This is a genomic window from Bacillus sp. FSL R7-0646, assembly GCF_037969865.1.
In the GTDB taxonomy this organism is placed as follows: domain Bacteria; phylum Bacillota; class Bacilli; order Bacillales; family Bacillaceae; genus Bacillus; species Bacillus licheniformis.
Window position 1 is genome coordinate 2,254,361 of sequence record NZ_CP150217.1, and the last position, 16,848, is coordinate 2,271,208.

A 16,848-nucleotide genomic window follows, 5' to 3' on the forward strand; every position below is an offset into this window, starting at 1 on the left:
ATATGCTTGAATACCAATAAAAATATATTAATTTTGACTGCAAATTACGGAAATGGCCATGTTCAAGTAGCCAAAACGCTCTACCAAGAGTGCGAAAGGCTCGGTTTTAAGAATGTAACTGTTTCGAATTTGTATCAAGAATCAAATCCGATTGTGTCAGAGATTACGCAGTATCTCTACTTGAAAAGCTTCTCAATCGGCAAACAGTTTTATCGCCTTTTCTACTATGGAGTCGATAAAATTTACAATAAAAGGAAGTTTAATATTTATTTCAAAATGGGAAATAAACGGCTGGACCAACTGGTTAAAAAACATCAGCCAGACATTATCATCAATACGTTTCCAATGATTGTCGTGCCCGAATACAGACGGAGAATGGGAAAAGTCATTCCGACTTTTAACGTCATGACGGATTTCTGTCTTCATAAAATTTGGGTCCACGAACATATTGATAAATATTACGTAGCAACTGATTACGTGAAGGAAAAGCTGCTCGAGATCGGCACTCACCCTAGCAACGTCAAGATCACGGGCATTCCGATCCGCAGGCAGTTTGAAGAAGAAATGGACAAAGATAAAATCTACGAGAAGTATCAGCTGTCTCCCGACAAGAAGATATTGCTGATCATGGCAGGCGCCCACGGGGTTCTTAAAAACGTAAAAGAACTGTGTGAATCTCTGGTGACGAAAGAGGATGTTCAAGTCGTTGTCGTGTGCGGAAAAAATACGATGCTGAAATCTTCATTGGAAGACATTGAAGCCCTTTATCCAAACAAGCTGAGAACGCTCGGTTACATCGAAAGAATTGACGAGCTGTTCAGGGTGGCAGACTGCATGATCACAAAGCCGGGCGGAATCACCCTGACGGAGGCCACGGCAATCGGCGTTCCCGTCATCCTTTACAAGCCTGTTCCCGGACAGGAAAAGGAAAATGCCCTGTTCTTCGAAGACAGAGGGGCTGCCATCGTCGTCAACAGGCATGAGGAGATTCTTGAGTCAGTCTCTTCCCTTTTGGCTGATGAGAAAAAATTAAACGAAATGAAGAAAAACATTAAAAGCCTGCATTTATCCAATTCATCAGAAGTCATCCTGACGGACATTATCGAGCAGTCTGAAATCATCATGAACAAAAAACAGACTGTCCGGGCGCTGTCCTAAAAAACGCCCGATTCAAAAAAACACTTGCTCTGCAAGTGTTTTTTTGATGCTAAGATTCCGAGTAATAAACTTCTTCAAATGGCTGTACAACGACAAACCCATTCCCTGAAAACTTCATTTGGATGGATTCCCCGCTTCCCCTGCCGATGAACGTCCTAAAAGAAACATCTGTCACAAATTCAGGCTGAAGGCTTCCAGACCAGGCAACCGTTGCGTTTGGATCGGTATAGACGGGGCTTTCCGGGGTTACGATCAAAGTGAGCGGCTCGTAGTGGCTTGTAATGGCAGCCATTCCAGTTCCCTCAAGCTTAATGTTAAACAGTCCGCCGGCCAGCATGCCGGAAATTCTTTTCATCAGTTTAATGTCCCAATGGATCGACGGTTCAAATGCGAGCAGATCATGTCCATTTACAAATATGGAGTCATCTTTCAAGTTTAAGATGGATATCTTCTTTCCCTGATCCGCTAGATACACCTTTCCGTTTCCTTCCGCTTTCATCAGGGCAGCCCCTTCGCCGCTGAACACTTTTTTCACCATCCGTCCAATTCCGTGTTCAAATACCCCTTCTCGCTTAAATTTGACTCTTCCTCTATAGGAAACCATTGAACCGGCCTTTGCCCACACTTTTCCGTCGAGATTGACTTCCAAGAGACGGGGCGTTTCCATTTCAAACAGCCCCTCCCCTTTGTCTTCCTGCTGGGTTTTGGATACAAACTCATCAACTGAATAACGGTTCATCTCTAAACACTCCTGTTCGCATTCCTGATATTGGTTTTATTATATACGGACCGACGCTTAAAATGTTTCACCCGCTTTGCGAAAAATGATGATGAATAACCATAAATTGAAAACGATTTCAAAGAAATTCCTAAAAAAAGCATTAAAGTTCATTTTTTTCTCTTGACAGCTTGACGAAGCATCCATGGATAGTGTATAGTGAAACCATCATTTAGCAGAACACCGTTAGATGATGAAAATTTTTTTTAGCACATTGTGCTACAGTACTAGGAGGATTAAGCAATATGCAAAACGGTAAAGTAAAATGGTTTAACAATGAAAAAGGCTTCGGCTTCATCGAAGTTGAAGGCGGAGACGATGTATTCGTTCATTTCACTGCAATCGAAGGTGAAGGATACAAATCTCTAGAAGAAGGACAAGAAGTTTCTTTCGAAATTGTTGAAGGTAATCGTGGACCTCAAGCATCTAACGTTGTGAAGCTTTAACAAAATCAAGACAAAATGAGACTTCAAATAAGAGGAGAGGCAATTTCTGCCTCTCCTATTTAATTTTCAGCTGAATTTCGATCGCCAGTATATTTTGCTTCAGCCTTTGCTCGATTTCCTCAATGTTCTTCTCGAGAGATGGACGCCCCTTTTTCGCGATATCAACGAGCTGTTCAAGATCTTTATATACCTCCACAAATGTCTTGTGAAGAACGGTTTGCAGTTCATTGCTTTCCACTGTTCCTCAGACTCCTTTTTTTATGATTACCTAAATTAGTAATAAAGACTTATATTTTTTAGGTTCAATAGTTATATCGGATTAATTTTACTTTATTTTTTCTATTTTACACATAAAAATGCCTTTTTTAGAAAAAATACTTGTCGGAGGTGTATGATCATGAAATCAGACCATCGCGATGATCTCGAAACCGGATTTAATCAGCGCAAGCAGCTTGAAATTGCCGTAGAAACTGCTCAAAAAACGACGGGAATGGCAACGAGGCAAAAGAGCTCCACTTTGCTGAAATCGGCGTATCAATCCATTGAAGATGCCAGACAGCTGTCACAGGCTGAGGAATTAGCCGCACTGGATGAAGATTTTTTAAACGAACAGCTCAACATACTAAATGATTGCCAGCATCAGCTTGATGAATCACAGCATTAAAAAAACCGCTGAACGCGGTTTTTTAGCGTGGCCCGAAAACCCCAGATTGCATGGATTATGGCCTATAGGGGAATTTTCGGGGATCAATTTTTGTTTGTCAGCACGTCTCCATAGGTGCGGAGCTTTTCTCCGACCGTACATTTTGAAATGCAAAATGCGTGGGCATACGTTTTTCCGTATTCTTTTCTGAAGTGTTTTTTGATGAAGCACCCTTCACAGTAGGTGTCCTGCAAATGTGTCAGTTCCTTAAAGATCTCTTTCTTATCCAAAACGTTCATCTCCGTTATTCATCTAGTTTGATTGTGCTTTCCACAATGGTATGCTCAAGCATTTTTTTTGCGAGCTGGTCCGCTTCCTTATTGTCTTTACGGCTGATTTGAATATAGGTGGGCGTGAGCTTTAATTTTTGAAGCTGGCTTTCGATTCTGTCCAGCCATTTCGAATGAACGGGATCATAGCATGGCCAGCTGCCTTCAAGCTGATTCAGAACGACGAGCGAATCCCCTTTAATGACGACGGAGTTCCTGCTTGCCCCGAGGTCTCTAAGCTCTTTAACGGCTTCGTAGAGAGCCGCATATTCCGCTTCGTTATTCGTTGTCAGCCGAAAGCTCTTATTCTTTCTCAATCGATACCTTTCCCCGCCGAGGGAGTAATAAATCACAATGCCTAAACCGGCGAGCTGACTTTCTTTATCATAGCTGCCGTCAAAATACACGGTGATCTCATCCGGTTCAGCCGCAAGTTCTTCTTTCAGCTTTTCCAGTTCTTTCAGGGTCCAAAAGCTGCCCTTCTCATCTTCGAATTCAAGTTCAGTGACATACGGGCTTTGAGAAAGCTGACGCCCCGCCGCCACTGCCTCTTTCACTTCGATCCATTCATCGGCTGTAAATTGAATGGGTGAAGACCCTTTAATCTTGATTTTCATTCCTGCTCTCAGTTTCACAAAATCACCTTTATTCAAATTATGGCTTGTTATGCTATAATCAAAACAGTTTATTCAGAAAGGAAGTACCCGTTCTTGTTTAACGAAATATTATGGATTAGTTTTGCGATCATTAATTTTATCATTGTTCTCTTCTTTTTTAAACGATTTGGCAAGACCGGTTTATTTGTCTGGATCGGTTTTGCGACAGCCGCCGCCAATATCGAGGTAGTCAAAACGGTCGAGCTGTTCGGTTTGACTGCGACGCTCGGCAACATCCTGTACGGAAGCGTGTTTTTTGCGACCGACGTCATCAATGAAAGATACGGAAAGGAAGAAGCGAAAAAAGCCGTTTCAATCGGTTTTTTCATTCTGATTACCTTGACGCTCGTCATGCAGGGAGCGCTCCTATTCAAGCCGCATCCCGAAGACATCGCACAGCCTGCGCTGGAGACGATATTCGGCTTCTTGCCCCGCGTGGCCCTCGGCAGCCTGCTCGCCTATATCATCAGCCAAACGCTTGATGTTTATGTATATTCGGGAATCAGAAGGTTATTTCCTTCCGACCGGGCACTGTGGCTTCGCAACAGCGGCAGTACAGCCTTAAGCCAGCTGCTTGATACGTTGATTTTTACGAGCGTCGCGTTTATGGGCGCTTATCCGCTGGATGTATGGATTCAGATTTTTATCACGACATACGTCTTGAAATTCGTTGTAGCCGTATTCGCAGCGCCGTACGCTTATGCCGCTAAAAGGATCACCCCTTTGGATGAAAGGAGCGAAAACAATGCCGGTTGAGGTGTATATTGACGGAGCAAGCGCCGGGGATCCCGGACCGTCCGGACTTGGCATTTTTATCAAAGACGGCCAGAAGACCGAGTCCTTCTCCCTTCCCGCCGGCTCACTGAGCAACCATGAAGCAGAATTCATGGCGCTGATCGAAGGAATGAAGCTGTGCGCCGAACGAAACTACCGGATCGTTTCGTTTCGGACCGATTCGCAGATCGTCGAGCGCACGGCGGATTCGGAGTTTGTCAAAAATCAGGCTTTCAAGCCTTATCTGGATGCTATCATCCGCTTAAAAAAGGATTTTGATTTATTTTTTATCAAGTGGATTCCTTCGAAGTCAAATCAAGCGGCTGACAAGCTTGCGAAAAAAGCGATATTGCTGAACCAACCCGAGTAAATTCCATTCCCGCTGCACATCATAACGAGTGAGGTGGTTCATGTGGAAAAACAGCATTCAGCAGGAAGAGGCCGTCTGACAGGCGGTGTCACGCCCCAGGGTGATATTGTATTGAACCGGGATAACCGTCATACAGACCCAAAAACCGAGCTTGAAAACCGGGCGAAAAAAAGCAATACAAAACATTAGAGAGATCGGTTTATCCGATCTCTCTTTTTTCGAATTTCATCAGCAGCGGCTCGATTCCCCGTATTTGATGAAGTCTCAGCATCTCCTTTGCCCTGTCATGCATCAAGGTGAAGTCCGCATCGTCCAATGAGCAGGAAAGCGGTACATCGCATTTAATTTCTGCAAGAATTCTGGACATCTTCAGATCTTCTAGACATTCGGTTATTTTCGTCTGCTGGCCCTTCGTCAGCTGACCGATGTTTTCCAGCAGCCGGTCAACAGTCGAATATTCCTTGATCAGCTTGTAGGCCGTTTTTTCGCCGATGCCTTTTACACCCGGATAATTATCGCTTGTATCGCCCATCAGCGCTTTAATGTCAATCAAAGCTTTCGGTTCGATACCTGTCTCTTCACTGAATGATTCTTCTGTGTATACCTTATAATTGCCGATTCCTTTTTGAAGCAGGGCAACTTTAACATTGACTGTTAAAAGCTGAAGTAAATCTTTATCACCGGTGACGATCGTGATGTCCGCTTCTTCGCTGAACATCGCTGTCAGGGTGCCGATGCAGTCATCGGCTTCATAGCCCGCAAGGCCGATATTTAAAATCCCGAGCTCTTCCGCCGCTTCCTTCGCCATGTCAAATTGCGGAATCAATTCTAGAGGCGGCTCGCTCCGGTTCGCTTTATAGTCCTTAAATAAATCGTTTCGGTACGTTTTGCTTCCCATGTCCCAGCAGCAGATGACATGGCTCGGTTCAAACGCAGACGCAGCGGTTAACAGATGCTTTAAAAAACCGTGAACCCCGTTTGTCGGCACGCCTTTGTCATTCAGCATAAAATTGCGGTGCACCGCAGTCGCAAAAAAAGACCGGAATAATAAAGCCATCCCGTCTACAAGCAGCAGCTTCTTGTTCATTATGGAAACTTCCTTTCATCATACAATGCACTTATTGTACCACAGGAGCAAAAATGATGAAAACAGCGTCTAGCGACGCTGTTTCTATTTTTGGTGCTGTTTTTTGCTTGAGATTAATTTTGCGGCTTCCATTTGCGAATAGGATTCAGTCGCAAATTCAGTGTTAAAGCCGTTCTTCTTTTTAGCGTTGTTGTTTCGCTGTGCATTCGCGTTGCCAAGCTTTGTTCTTCCCATTACACTTCACCTCCAGCGGGCGGGTCATGGTTTATGTTTTGCAAAAACACATGACGCCACACGCGGAAGGATCCACCAGCTAGGCCTGCGGATATTTTCGGCTGACGTATTCGGCAACCATTTCCTTCGAGACGAGCCGTCTTGTGGGAACGATGCCTTTTTTGGCCAATTCGTTCATCTGCACTGTAATTTGGTTGATGAGGTCGGTTGAAAATGCTTCGTTACGCCGGCACTTATCGACCACATCATCGATTGCTTTTTCCCTCTCCTGTTCGAGACGCACGAACTGCTTGATGTGCTGGTGCTGTTTTTTTGAATGTGCTGTAATCGCTTCATGAACGTTTGTCATCGTCTAATTCCCTTCTTTTTTTATTCAGTCTATCATGCCTGCCAGCCAGATATCCATACCAATATCAATCTGATTCAACATGAGCGGAGCCATTCGCCTGCCAAGGCATGCGCTTTTTCAATGTTTTCGCGCTCTGCGCTCTCCAGCGCCTCATGAAAATATGCTTCTTTTTGTTCTTCGAGTTGAGCTTTTGCGGATAGAACAGCCGCTTTCTGTAATTGACCGGCGCTCGTTTTGCAGCGGTTTAAAAATGTCTGCTTTTCACGTTGAATCCAATTGTCCGTGATCGCCGAAAGCTTTGCAGTAAACGCCTCGACAAGCCGGGCTTTGCCATTTTGCTGAAAAAACGTTTTAGGTGTTTTGAACATTTTCAGTTCATCTGTAAACTCCCCTTCATCCGCTGACGCTTCAGTCGTTTCCCAGCTTTCGGTCTCAGGCCGGTCAGCCTGGATATGAACCGAAAAATAAGGATTGCCGGCAAGCCGCTCTTTTACGGCATTTGCCCATTGTTCGCCCGCAAATTTCAGCATCAAATTTTCCATTCTGATATCAAGCGCTTTTAGTTCCTGCAAAAATTCGAATTCATACTCCTTTAAGCAGCTTTTCAAAGCGGTTTGCAGATTGGCGCGCCAATCTCCGTTCTGAAGCCCGGGGTGTATCGCAGCTTTAAATAAATCGTGTGCAAAAAAGGCCAGACGCTGCTTCATGTGGTAAAATTGCTCTTCCACATCCTTTTCCGTCATTTGAAGGATTGATGACCCCTTCTCTGCTTCTTCAATCGCAGCCAAAGCCTCTTGATAAGCTTTTGCGACGCGCTTTTGCTCCGCTTCCTTTTCTTCAGCGGAACGGTGCAGTGAACCGCGGAGCTGAAAGACGGTTTCACACAGTTTTTTGCCTTCATCAAGCAGCTCTTCGACAGCTGTTCTGGCCAAACCGTTTTCGATAAAATCGTCGAGCTCCCGCTTTAGCCTGCTGAAGTCGTTGTACGGCGAAGTTTTTTTGTTGAGCTCCTGCTTGCTCGATACATGGTACAGGTGCGGATTTTGGATGCCTTCTTTCAAGAGCTCTCCCCTTACATAGTCTTCAACCGTCTGTAATTCGACCGGGCTTTTCGCGAGGTCAGCCGCATTTAAAATAAAAAACATTTTATCCATGCTGAAAGCGTCTTTAATGAGCCCCAGCTTGCGCAAAAACGACCGGTCCGCTTTGGAAAATGAATGCTGGTAGTATGTTAAGTAAAGCAGGGCATCAGCATCTTTCATGTATTGAAACGCAAGTTCAGTATGCCGTTTATTCATGCTGCTGGCTCCCGGTGTATCGACGATTGTTATTCCTTTCTCCGTGACCGGTGTGCTCAAATAAACGGTGACTTCGCGGACGGCACAGGCCGTTTGTTCTTCAGCGACATACGGATGCAGATCGTCAGCGGAAATCGTCAGGATTTCCTGATCATTGATATATGAACCATAACGCTCATAAGCCTTGAGGAAGTTCTTGATCAGCAGCCGTTCATCATCGTGCAGTTCCTCTTTTTTCAAGAGGTTTTTAAGTTTTTCGCCAAAAGCGGAGCCTTTTGCTGAAGCCATTTTTCCATCTAAAAGCTGATCCAGTTCAGCTGTGATTTCCCCTTCCGTTTTAAAAGCGACTTCGGCTGTCCCGTCCCTTTTGGTTCCCGACGGTTTTGTTATTTTATTAATCGTTGCCGTTGTCGGCGTCGGAGATGACGGCAGCACTTTCCGCCCGCAAAGCGCATTTGCAAAAGACGATTTGCCGGAACTGAATGCGCCGAAGAGCGCCAGGGTAAACTGCCTTGTATGAAGGCGCTCCGTTTTGTGCAGGAATGCTTTTCTCTGCTTTTCTAAAGCCGGGATATCCGCCAAAATCCGGGCAAGTTCGAAAAAGTGCTCAATGTACTCAGAAACGCCCTTTTTCGGATGAAGAGCCTCGTCTTTACGGCTGCTGTTTTCCCCTTGTGCACGGACCGGTTCCGCTCGCTTCGCATCAAGCGTTTTTTCAAGGGGCTTTCTTTCGGCGGCATACCAATTCGCCGGCAGATCGCTCTGATTGCCGTGTTCCCATTGATCCCAGAGACGGTTTGCTTTTTCATATGACTTCTGCTGCTCAATCAACCGTCTTTCGCGCTCGGCGAGCTTCGCTTGTTCCGCATCATATTCAGCTTTTATCGCTTCCGCCTGCAGGACGCTTCTTTCTTTAATAAAGGTTTTGAGCTGGTCGATGAGCGGCTGCGCTTGTCTCTTCGCCTTTCTTCTGATGTTTTCAGCCAGTTCTTTCGTGTAGTTCAGCACGTATTCCGGTGTAAGCTCAGCCCCTTTTTTCCGGGAACGAAGCAGGTCGTTTTCATCTATCACGGTCCGAAATTGAAGAACTTCCCGAAGCATTTCATCATTCTGGACGTTAAAGCATTTCATGAATGCCTTGATTGCTTCAATGACATGCCAATCGATTTCGGCTTGAACCCTTTTTTGGACGTCGGCAAGAAAAGCTTCTTTTCGTTTTTGTTTTTCTTCAAGCGTTTTGGCCTTACTGAAAAGAATTCCTTTTTTAAAGCCCTTTTCGATTGATTCCAAATACGATTTGGCCAGCTCTCTCATCTCAAACGGCGTTATATTTGCGTTTTGGGCAATCGTTTGGATGTCTTTTTTGATTTGTTCCTCCGCCCGTTTTTCCTGTTCTGTCAAATCGGCAAGCTGTGATTTTAAAGTCTCGACGGTTTCTCTTAAGGAAGCGGTTTCTTCAGACAGAGCCGTATCTTCGTCACTGATCAGCATTTTGATATGTTCATGAATCAAGCTGCTGATTTTTTGCTCCGTATATGCCTGCAGCTGCTGTTCGGATTGATGCTGCAGTCTTTCCAGCTCAGCACGGAGCCGGTTGAATTCGTTGAGCGGATGATCGGCTGCGGTGACCGATGTAAAAAAGAGGTGTTCTTCACTGATCCCTTCTTTCAGCAGCATATCTAGAACTTGCTTTTTATAGGCGTGGAAGTCTGTTTCAGCTTCGTCATGGCGGTCAATCTGGTTCACGATGAAAAAAATATTGGGTATCTTATCTTTTATTGATCGAAGAAATTTCACATTTTCTTCGGAATGGACATGATTGTAGTGCACGACATAAAACAAGGCATCCGCCTGGTGAAGAATCGAAGACGCCGATAGAAAATGAGCATCGTCTGTAGAATCAATTCCAGGCGTGTCGATTAAGACGGCCTGAGGCGCTATTCCTGAAAAAGGCCCCCCGATTTCCACCATTTCAATCTGGCCGTCCCTGCAGTACGCCTGCACTTTTTCTTTATCATAAGAGCCGTCCATCTGAGCGTATCTTCCATCGACCGTATGGAGTGTTGTTTTCATTTCTCCCCGGCGGACCAGCACGAGATTGGCGCTCGTCGGAATCGGACTTGTCGGCAGGACGTCTTCCTGAAGCAGCGCGTTCAAAAGCGATGATTTCCCTGCTGAATAGTGTCCGGTTAACGCGATGTACACTTCTTTTCTCAGCCATTTTCGGATGATGCCCGCAAGCTGCGCCGACCGCTTGTCATCCCCGTTTTTTGTGAGCTCCCCGAAAACCGCTCCGGCTCTTTTCATCAGATCGTCTTTCGTGTTTATTTGTGCCATGTTTCCTACCCCTTTTATGCGTTGTTGTTTGCCATCTTAGCCCTTTCTCCCATTTTACACAACCTTGCTGTATTTTTCTTCACAATCGGAAAGAAAAACGAGAAAAAGCTGCCGGTTTCGGCAGCTTCAGCACGTGTATCTATTTATTTTTGCGGATTCGCTCCTGCGATTCCTTTTAAGACATATCCAATCAATAAACTGTATGTACTGACGGCCGCCAGTAGAAAAAACATCGTCATACGCGACTCACCATCCTATAATGAGAATGTTTATCATCATTATAAATGAAATGATAATCATTTTCAATGGTGTAATTTTTCTAATGCCTGTTCTTCCGTACGAATGCGGATGTACATGACAGCAGCGTTGAGCACCGTAAATAAAAGTGCGGTGGCGTATGCCTGAAAAAGCAGGGGCAAAAGCAGAAATTCAAGAGCGACCGCCAAATAGTTCGGATGTTTAATCCATTGATAGGGCCCCTTTCGGACAAGATTCGTTCCAGGGATGACAAGGATTTTCGTGTTCCAGCATTTCCCCAGTGAAAAGAGCGCCCAATACCGGAGAACCTGCGTGAAGATGAGGCCTGTCAATACGACAAGCGCCATCGGAAGGGTTCCGCGTTGAAAAGCGGTCGTTTCCCAAATCAAAGATACGAAAAACGAAACATGCATCGCGACGATGTAAGGGTAATGACGTTTCCCGTATTCGACCGCTCCCTCTTTCAGAGCGTTTTTTTCGTTGAACTTCGCGACTGCCAGCTCAAGCAGGCGCTGGGCGGCAAAAATGCTTAAAATCGTCCAAAACATGTGTCAGTCACTCTCTTTTTGTCCATCTCAAGAGCAGCAGCTCCGATGAAAAGCCCGGTCCGAGCGCCCCTAAGAGACCGTATTTTCCCGGCACGGGGCCGCCATGCAAGCAATATTCCTTTAAAACATGCATCACAGTGGCCGATGACATATTGCCGTGCCTGGCCAAAATTTTTCGTGAACAGTCGATGTGCGCTTCGGAAAAGCCAAGGCTTTCCATATAAGCGTCGAGAACTTTTTTTCCGCCAGGGTGGGCCAGAAATACTTGAATGTTCTCCAAAGCGATATGTTCTTTATTCAGAAATGCTTCGATATCGTTCTTTAAGTGTGTTTTGATCAATGTCGGAATGTCCCTGGAAAAAACGACGCGAAAACCGTTGTCATTGATTTCCCATCCCATGACCTCTTCCGAATCTTCCAAGGTGCTGGATTGTGAGCCCAATACTTCCGGAAGAACCTCAAATCTGGCTTCTGAGAAATCCGCTTCCTTGCCGCACATTAAAAGCGCGGCGATTCCATCGCCAAATAAAGATGTGCCGATAAGATTGCTTTTCGATTGATCATCCTTTTGAAACGTTAAACTGCACAGCTCCGCCGCAATCACAAGGACATGGGCTTTTGGAAACGCTTTGCAGTATTCGAATGCCCGCGCTATACCTGAAGCCCCTCCTGCACAGCCTAGCCCCCAGATCGGGATCCGCTTCGCCCGTTTTGAAAAAGGCAGAATGTTCATAAGCTTCGCTTCAATGCTGGGAGTCGAGATGCCTGTAGAGGAAATAAAAAAAATCGCGTCAATTTTTCCGCAAGGGATTTCTTTTTTCAAAAAACGGTCGTCCGACAGACAATTCGAAACGGCTTCAGCACTGTGTCTGACAGCCATATCAATGTACGTTTGATTTTTCTCCTTGAAGCTCTTGGCCTCTTTGTACCAATCCAAAGGCATGACAAATTGCCGTGAAGCGATTTCGCCATTTTGAAAAGCTGACAGCAGACGATCAATGTCTTTAAATGAATCTTTGAACATCTCCCTCGCAAAAACGGCTGCTTCCTTCTGGTCGACATGGCAGCGCGGAATGCTTGTCCCCGCCGAAATGACATAGGCCATAACACCACCTCTGTTTACAGCTTCTCCCGAATTTGGCGGCCTTATGTGGACCCGTTGAAAAAATAGGCCATCAGCACTTCATCTTCATATTTCCCGTCCGACAAAACCTGTTCCTTTTGAACCCCTTCAACGATAAAGCCGCTTTTCTTATAGAGCGACAGCGCTGCTTCATTTTCGGAAAAAACGGTCAAGCAGAGCTTATGCAGGCGATGCAGCCTGCACCATTTCAGGGTGTAGGACATGATTTCCCTGCCGATCCCAAGCCCCTGCGCCTTGCTGTGGAGCCAAGTTCTGAACAGACCCGTGTGCCGCTTCATTTTGAGTTCGCCGCGTATGACCCGGGCAATTCCGTACACCGTACCATCGATTTCAACCGCCGCATACATGTTGTCTTTTTTCATCATATCGCTGATAAATGCACGCTCTTCCTCAAGTGTGCGCGGCCGTTCTTTTTGGATGTAAACGCCCGTTTGAATCACATCTTTCACCGCCTCGATGATGTCAGGGGCATCCGCCATTTTGACGGGACGGATGACAGCTTCACCGCCGTCTTTCGTCCTGATTCGTTCGACAAGCTCATTCACAGTTTCCATTCGTTACGCCTCCTCTTCATACCGGTAGTATGGCTTATCCGCAATGAGAAAACACAACAAAAAAACCTCACAATCCGTGAGGTTTTAAACGGCAGATTTCTCAGCAGAAACTGCTTCAGGCTGTTCAGCATGACGAGAAAACGGATGAATGTGAAAGATCGCATTCAAGAGAATGGCGGCAAAGCTTCCCGCAACAATTCCGTTCTCTGTCAAAAGCTTGACGGCGTCAGGAAGGTTTTGAAACATTTGCGGTACAACCGTCACGCCGAGGCCGATTCCGATTGAACACGCTACGATCAACAAGTTCTCCTGCTTGCCGAAATCAACCCTGCTCAGCATTTTGATCCCGTAGGCGATCACCATGCCGAACATCGCTACCATAGCGCCGCCGAGCACAGGTTTAGGAATGATCGTCGTTAAAGCAGCGGCTTTCGGAAACAGCCCCAACAAAATGAGAAAAGCTCCGGCAAGCGCGATCACGCTGTTTTTCTTAACTCCTGTCAGCTGAACGAGACCGACGTTTTGCGAATACGCCGTATAAGGAAAGGCGTTGAAAACCCCGCCCAACAGCACGGCAATCCCTTCGGCGCGATATCCTTTTCCTAAATCCTTTTCTGTCAGGCGGCGGTCCGTCAAATCGCCCAATGCAAAGTAGACGCCTGTGGACTCGACAAGGCTGACGATCAGCACGAGGGACATCGTCAAGATCGGGGTAACTTCAAAAACAGGGGCGCCGAAGTAAAACGGATGAATCATCTGCACCCAGCCAGCGTTTGCGACTTCTGTAAAATCAACTTTTCCCATTAGAGCGGCGCCGGCTGTTCCTGCGATCAAGCCGATTAAAATGGAAATTGACTTGATAAATCCTGATGTAAAACGATATAAAAGGACGATGACTAGTAAAACGGAAAAAGCTAAAGCAAGATTGGACAGCTCGCCGAAATCGCTGCTGCCTTCACCGCCGGCCATGTTGTTCATCGCAACGGGAATCAAGGTGATACCGATCACCGTGACGACAGATCCTGTGACCACGGGAGGGAAAAACTTAACAAGCTTTCCGAAGAAAAAAGAAATGATGACGACAATCACACCACCTGCTATGATGCTTCCATAGATCGCTGGAATACCATATGTCGAGGCGATCGAAATCATCGGAGAAACGGCTGTGAACGTACACCCCAATACAACAGGCAAACCGATACCGAAAAAGCGGTTTTTCCAAACTTGCAGCAGCGTCGCCACACCGCACATCAAAATGTCGGCAGATACAAGGTATGTCAGCTGAGCCGGCGTCAGACCGAGAGCGCCGCCGACGATCAGCGGTACGACAACGGCTCCTGCATACATGGCAAGGACGTGCTGAATGCTTAATGAAACAGTTTTACCGGCTGTAAGTTTCATGACCCAACCTCCTGTAAAAAGGTAACTTTTCCACCGGCAAGAGAGGCAATACGCGCAAGGGATTCGACTCTGATTCCAAGATTTTCAAGTTCCTCCCTGCCCGTCTGGAATGATTTCTCGATGACGATTCCGATTCCGCACACCTTAGCGCCGGCCTGTTCAATGATGGAAACGAGCCCTTTAGCTGCTTGTCCGTTTGCCAAAAAATCGTCGATGATCAGAACTTTGTCATCCTTTGAAAGGTGGCTGGCTGATACGGCAACCGTACTTTCCGTTTTCTTTGTAAATGAATAGACAGAAGCCGTCAACAGATTTTCCGTCAAGGTAAGCGATTGACGCTTTCTTGCAAATACTACCGGCACGCCCAGCTTCAAGCCGGCCATCACGGCAGGTGCGATGCCTGAGGATTCAATCGTCACAATCTTTGTGACGCCTTCCTCCCGGAAAAGCGAAGCAAACTCTTCACCCACAGCAAGCATTAATTCCGGATCGATTTGATGATTTAAAAATGAATCAACTTTCAGCACTTCGTCAGACAACACCGTGCCCTGCTCTGCAATTTTTCGTTTTAGCTTTTCCATTAAACCCCTCCGTTCATCAATTGCCCTTCATAAAAAAAAGCATTGTCCGCTCGGATTTGAAATGCGAGCGGGCAATGCTTAAAAAGACGAATTCCGTCAGTTTGACTAAAAGACGTTCGTTTTCTTATCGCCCACTCATAGTCGGACATTTACGGTGCCCGGTAGAAACTTGCGTGCCATATCCACGCGATTATATGAGTGATATAATGTATCAAATTATATCAACTTTCGTTCCGAATGAAAAGGGATAAAACAAAAAAAGACGAACCTGCACACATTTTTTCATTTGAACGTTCGTATTTAACAGAAAATTCTGACCCGAAAACCCCTCCCATACAGACGGGAGGGGTTTTCTTTTACAAATAGAGTGTTGTATATTTTTCTTCCAGATAGCGGATTAAATGACGGACGTTTAATTCTTCGCCTGTCGCAGATTTAATGATTTCCAGCGGTTTTTTTCTTTTGCCGTGGATGTGTACATGCTCTGTCAGCCACTTTCTGATCGGTTGAAAATCGCCGTTTTCAATCAGACGGTCAAACTCCGGAAGATCTTTCAGCATGCTTGACTTCAGTTGAGCCGCATACATATATCCAAGCGCATATGAAGGAAAATAACCGAAATCTCCGCCGGACCAATGGACATCCTGCAGGATTCCTTTAGCATCGTCGGGAGGCGTAATGCCCAGGTATGCTTCATATTTGTCATTCCATAGTTTTGGAAGGTCTCCGACCGATACTTCGCCGCTGAAAATCGCTTTTTCAATTTCATAGCGCATCATAATATGCAGCGGATATGTCAGTTCATCAGCCTCGATCCGAATCAGCGACGGCTTTGATTCATTAACGGCTCTGTAGAACCCTTCGGCAGTAACGCCTGCAAACTGGTCAGGGCTTGCTTCCTTTATTTTATCAAAATACCGCGTCCAAAAGCTTTGATGCCTGCCGATAAAGTTCTCATAGAAAAGGGATTGAGATTCATGAATGCCCATTGATGCGCCGTCTGATAAATTGGTTCCGCCCAGCGCTTCATCAATGTTCTGTTCATAAATGGCATGGCCGCATTCATGAATTGTTCCGAAAACAGCCGACCGAAAATCGTTTTCATTGTATGCTGTGGTCACCCGGGCATCCCCTTGGCTGATCGTCACCTGGAAAGGATGAACCGTCTCATCCAGGCGCCCCGCCTCAAAATCATAGCCCAGCTCCTGTAAGAAGAAGTGGCAAACATCGCGCTGCCGCTCTTTCGGGAAATGATCGTGAACAAAGCCCGTATCAGGCTTTTTATCACTGGCGGCAATCTTTTGCACAAGCGGAACGATAGCCTCCCGCAATTCAGAAAAAAGGGCGTCGAGCTTTTCGACTGTAACGCCTGGTTCGTATTGGTCCAGAAGCGTGTTATAAGGATGGCCTTCATATCCCCAGTATGAGATAAACCGTTTTTTAAAGTCGATGATTTTTTCTAAATACGGAGCAAAGAGAGAAAAATCGGACGCCTTTTTCGCTTTTTCCCAGACGGATTCCGCTTTGGAAGTCAGTGTCGTATATTCTTTGAACTCCTCTTCCGGAATCTTGCTGTTTAAATCGTACTCTTTTTTCGCTTCTTCAACCGCTTTCTGTGTATCAAAAGGCAGATCTTGTTTTTGCCCGGCTAAGGTATCCAAAAGCTCTTTCATCCGCGGGGACGTTCTCATCTGAAAGACGTCTGCCGACAATTGGCCGATAGCTTCAGCGCGGCTTTCCTCCCCTTTTCTCGGCGCGCCCGTTCTCATATCCCAGTACATGACATTAATCGCCTGCTCATACCGGCTGATTTTCTTTAATGTTTCTAAAAACTCTTTTTCATATGTATTGATCGACATCATTCATCCTCCTCTTCCCGTATACGATGCGAATTGTAATCAGA

Annotated in this window: 20 protein-coding genes, 1 pseudogene and 1 riboswitch; of the genes and pseudogenes, 6 read left to right on the forward strand and 15 right to left on the reverse strand. The window is 45.9% G+C overall.

Annotation, left to right across the window (positions count from 1 at the left end; all coding sequences use genetic code 11):
* Positions 1–6 precede the first annotated feature (6 nt).
* Positions 7–1,158 carry a diglucosyl diacylglycerol synthase gene (locus tag MKY62_RS11545; protein ID WP_003182832.1) on the forward strand — a complete coding sequence of 384 codons (1,152 nt, stop codon included), beginning with the start codon at positions 7–9 and terminating at the stop codon, positions 1,156–1,158.
* A 49-nt stretch (positions 1,159–1,207) separates the two neighbouring features.
* On the opposite strand, the gene MKY62_RS11550 is transcribed toward MKY62_RS11545, so the two are convergent.
* Positions 1,208–1,897, reverse strand: a complete 690-nt coding sequence (locus tag MKY62_RS11550) for an AIM24 family protein (protein ID WP_003182834.1) — start codon at positions 1,895–1,897, stop codon at positions 1,208–1,210.
* A 284-nt stretch (positions 1,898–2,181) separates the two neighbouring features.
* Between MKY62_RS11550 and cspD the strand changes: the two genes are divergently transcribed.
* Positions 2,182–2,382, forward strand: coding sequence for a cold-shock protein CspD (cspD, locus tag MKY62_RS11555; protein WP_003153604.1), 201 nt, complete (start codon positions 2,182–2,184; stop codon positions 2,380–2,382).
* 55 nt (positions 2,383–2,437) lie between these two features.
* Here the strand turns inward: cspD and MKY62_RS11560 are convergent, their stop codons facing one another.
* Entirely contained in the window at positions 2,438–2,620 is a 183-nt protein-coding gene (locus tag MKY62_RS11560; protein ID WP_003182837.1) for a hypothetical protein, read from the reverse strand.
* 159 nt (positions 2,621–2,779) lie between these two features.
* Between MKY62_RS11560 and MKY62_RS11565 the strand changes: the two genes are divergently transcribed.
* Entirely contained in the window at positions 2,780–3,046 is a 267-nt protein-coding gene (locus tag MKY62_RS11565; protein WP_009328020.1) for a DUF2564 family protein, read from the forward strand.
* 83 nt (positions 3,047–3,129) lie between these two features.
* On the opposite strand, the gene MKY62_RS11570 is transcribed toward MKY62_RS11565, so the two are convergent.
* Positions 3,130–3,315 (reverse strand): zinc-finger domain-containing protein, encoded by a 186-nt coding sequence (locus tag MKY62_RS11570; RefSeq protein ID WP_003182841.1) that lies wholly within the window; start codon positions 3,313–3,315, stop codon positions 3,130–3,132.
* Positions 3,308–3,989: pseudogene (locus MKY62_RS11575) on the reverse strand (ribonuclease H family protein). The gene MKY62_RS11570 and the pseudogene MKY62_RS11575 overlap by 8 nt, the downstream one beginning before the upstream one ends.
* Positions 3,990–4,064: 75 nt before the next feature.
* Here MKY62_RS11575 and MKY62_RS11580 point away from each other — a divergent pair.
* From MKY62_RS11580 to sspL, 3 genes are read left to right on the forward strand one after another with little or no spacing between them, the layout of a single operon-like run.
* Positions 4,065–4,766, forward strand: coding sequence for a queuosine precursor transporter (locus MKY62_RS11580; RefSeq protein WP_003182844.1), 702 nt, complete (start codon positions 4,065–4,067; stop codon positions 4,764–4,766).
* Complete coding sequence (locus MKY62_RS11585; protein WP_003182846.1) at positions 4,756–5,154, forward strand: reverse transcriptase-like protein; 399 nt, start codon at positions 4,756–4,758, stop codon at positions 5,152–5,154. Before MKY62_RS11580 ends, MKY62_RS11585 begins: the two co-directional genes overlap by 11 nt.
* 42 nt (positions 5,155–5,196) lie before the next feature.
* The gene (gene sspL, locus MKY62_RS11590) at positions 5,197–5,343 is read left to right on the forward strand and encodes a small, acid-soluble spore protein L (RefSeq protein WP_003182847.1); all 147 of its coding nucleotides are present in this window, start codon (positions 5,197–5,199) and stop codon (positions 5,341–5,343) included.
* 10 nt (positions 5,344–5,353) lie between these two features.
* Here the strand turns inward: sspL and MKY62_RS11595 are convergent, their stop codons facing one another.
* From MKY62_RS11595 to MKY62_RS11645, 11 genes are all read right to left on the reverse strand, one after another.
* Positions 5,354–6,244 carry a 5'-3' exonuclease gene (locus MKY62_RS11595; protein WP_085959521.1) on the reverse strand — a complete coding sequence of 297 codons (891 nt, stop codon included), beginning with the start codon at positions 6,242–6,244 and terminating at the stop codon, positions 5,354–5,356.
* An 81-nt stretch (positions 6,245–6,325) separates the two neighbouring features.
* The gene (locus tag MKY62_RS11600) at positions 6,326–6,475 is read right to left on the reverse strand and encodes a hypothetical protein (RefSeq protein WP_003182852.1); all 150 of its coding nucleotides are present in this window, start codon (positions 6,473–6,475) and stop codon (positions 6,326–6,328) included.
* A 79-nt stretch (positions 6,476–6,554) separates the two neighbouring features.
* Positions 6,555–6,824 carry a YpbS family protein gene (locus MKY62_RS11605; RefSeq protein WP_003182854.1) on the reverse strand — a complete coding sequence of 90 codons (270 nt, stop codon included), beginning with the start codon at positions 6,822–6,824 and terminating at the stop codon, positions 6,555–6,557.
* A gap of 74 nt (positions 6,825–6,898) precedes the next feature.
* Positions 6,899–10,459: a dynamin family protein gene (locus tag MKY62_RS11610; RefSeq protein WP_003182855.1), complete on the reverse strand. Its 3,561-nt coding sequence runs from the start codon at positions 10,457–10,459 to the stop codon at positions 6,899–6,901.
* Positions 10,460–10,602: 143 nt separating this feature from the next.
* Entirely contained in the window at positions 10,603–10,698 is a 96-nt protein-coding gene (fbpC, locus tag MKY62_RS11615) for a Fur-regulated basic protein FbpC (RefSeq protein WP_003182857.1), read from the reverse strand.
* Positions 10,699–10,761: 63 nt separating this feature from the next.
* Entirely contained in the window at positions 10,762–11,265 is a 504-nt protein-coding gene (locus MKY62_RS11620) for an isoprenylcysteine carboxylmethyltransferase family protein (RefSeq protein WP_003182859.1), read from the reverse strand.
* Positions 11,266–11,272: 7 nt separating this feature from the next.
* Entirely contained in the window at positions 11,273–12,370 is a 1,098-nt protein-coding gene (locus MKY62_RS11625) for a 3-oxoacyl-[acyl-carrier-protein] synthase III C-terminal domain-containing protein (RefSeq protein WP_003182860.1), read from the reverse strand.
* A gap of 41 nt (positions 12,371–12,411) precedes the next feature.
* Positions 12,412–12,963 (reverse strand): GNAT family protein, encoded by a 552-nt coding sequence (locus MKY62_RS11630; RefSeq protein WP_003182862.1) that lies wholly within the window; start codon positions 12,961–12,963, stop codon positions 12,412–12,414.
* Positions 12,964–13,047: 84 nt separating this feature from the next.
* Positions 13,048–14,364, reverse strand: coding sequence for a nucleobase:cation symporter-2 family protein (locus MKY62_RS11635; protein WP_003182864.1), 1,317 nt, complete (start codon positions 14,362–14,364; stop codon positions 13,048–13,050).
* Complete coding sequence (xpt, locus tag MKY62_RS11640) at positions 14,361–14,945, reverse strand: xanthine phosphoribosyltransferase (protein WP_003182865.1); 585 nt, start codon at positions 14,943–14,945, stop codon at positions 14,361–14,363. Before xpt ends, MKY62_RS11635 begins: the two co-directional genes overlap by 4 nt.
* A 118-nt stretch (positions 14,946–15,063) precedes the next feature.
* Positions 15,064–15,163: riboswitch (purine riboswitch) on the reverse strand.
* A 138-nt stretch (positions 15,164–15,301) separates the two neighbouring features.
* Positions 15,302–16,804 carry a carboxypeptidase M32 gene (locus MKY62_RS11645; RefSeq protein ID WP_339613622.1) on the reverse strand — a complete coding sequence of 501 codons (1,503 nt, stop codon included), beginning with the start codon at positions 16,802–16,804 and terminating at the stop codon, positions 15,302–15,304.
* Between the last annotated feature and the right edge of the window lie 44 nt (positions 16,805–16,848).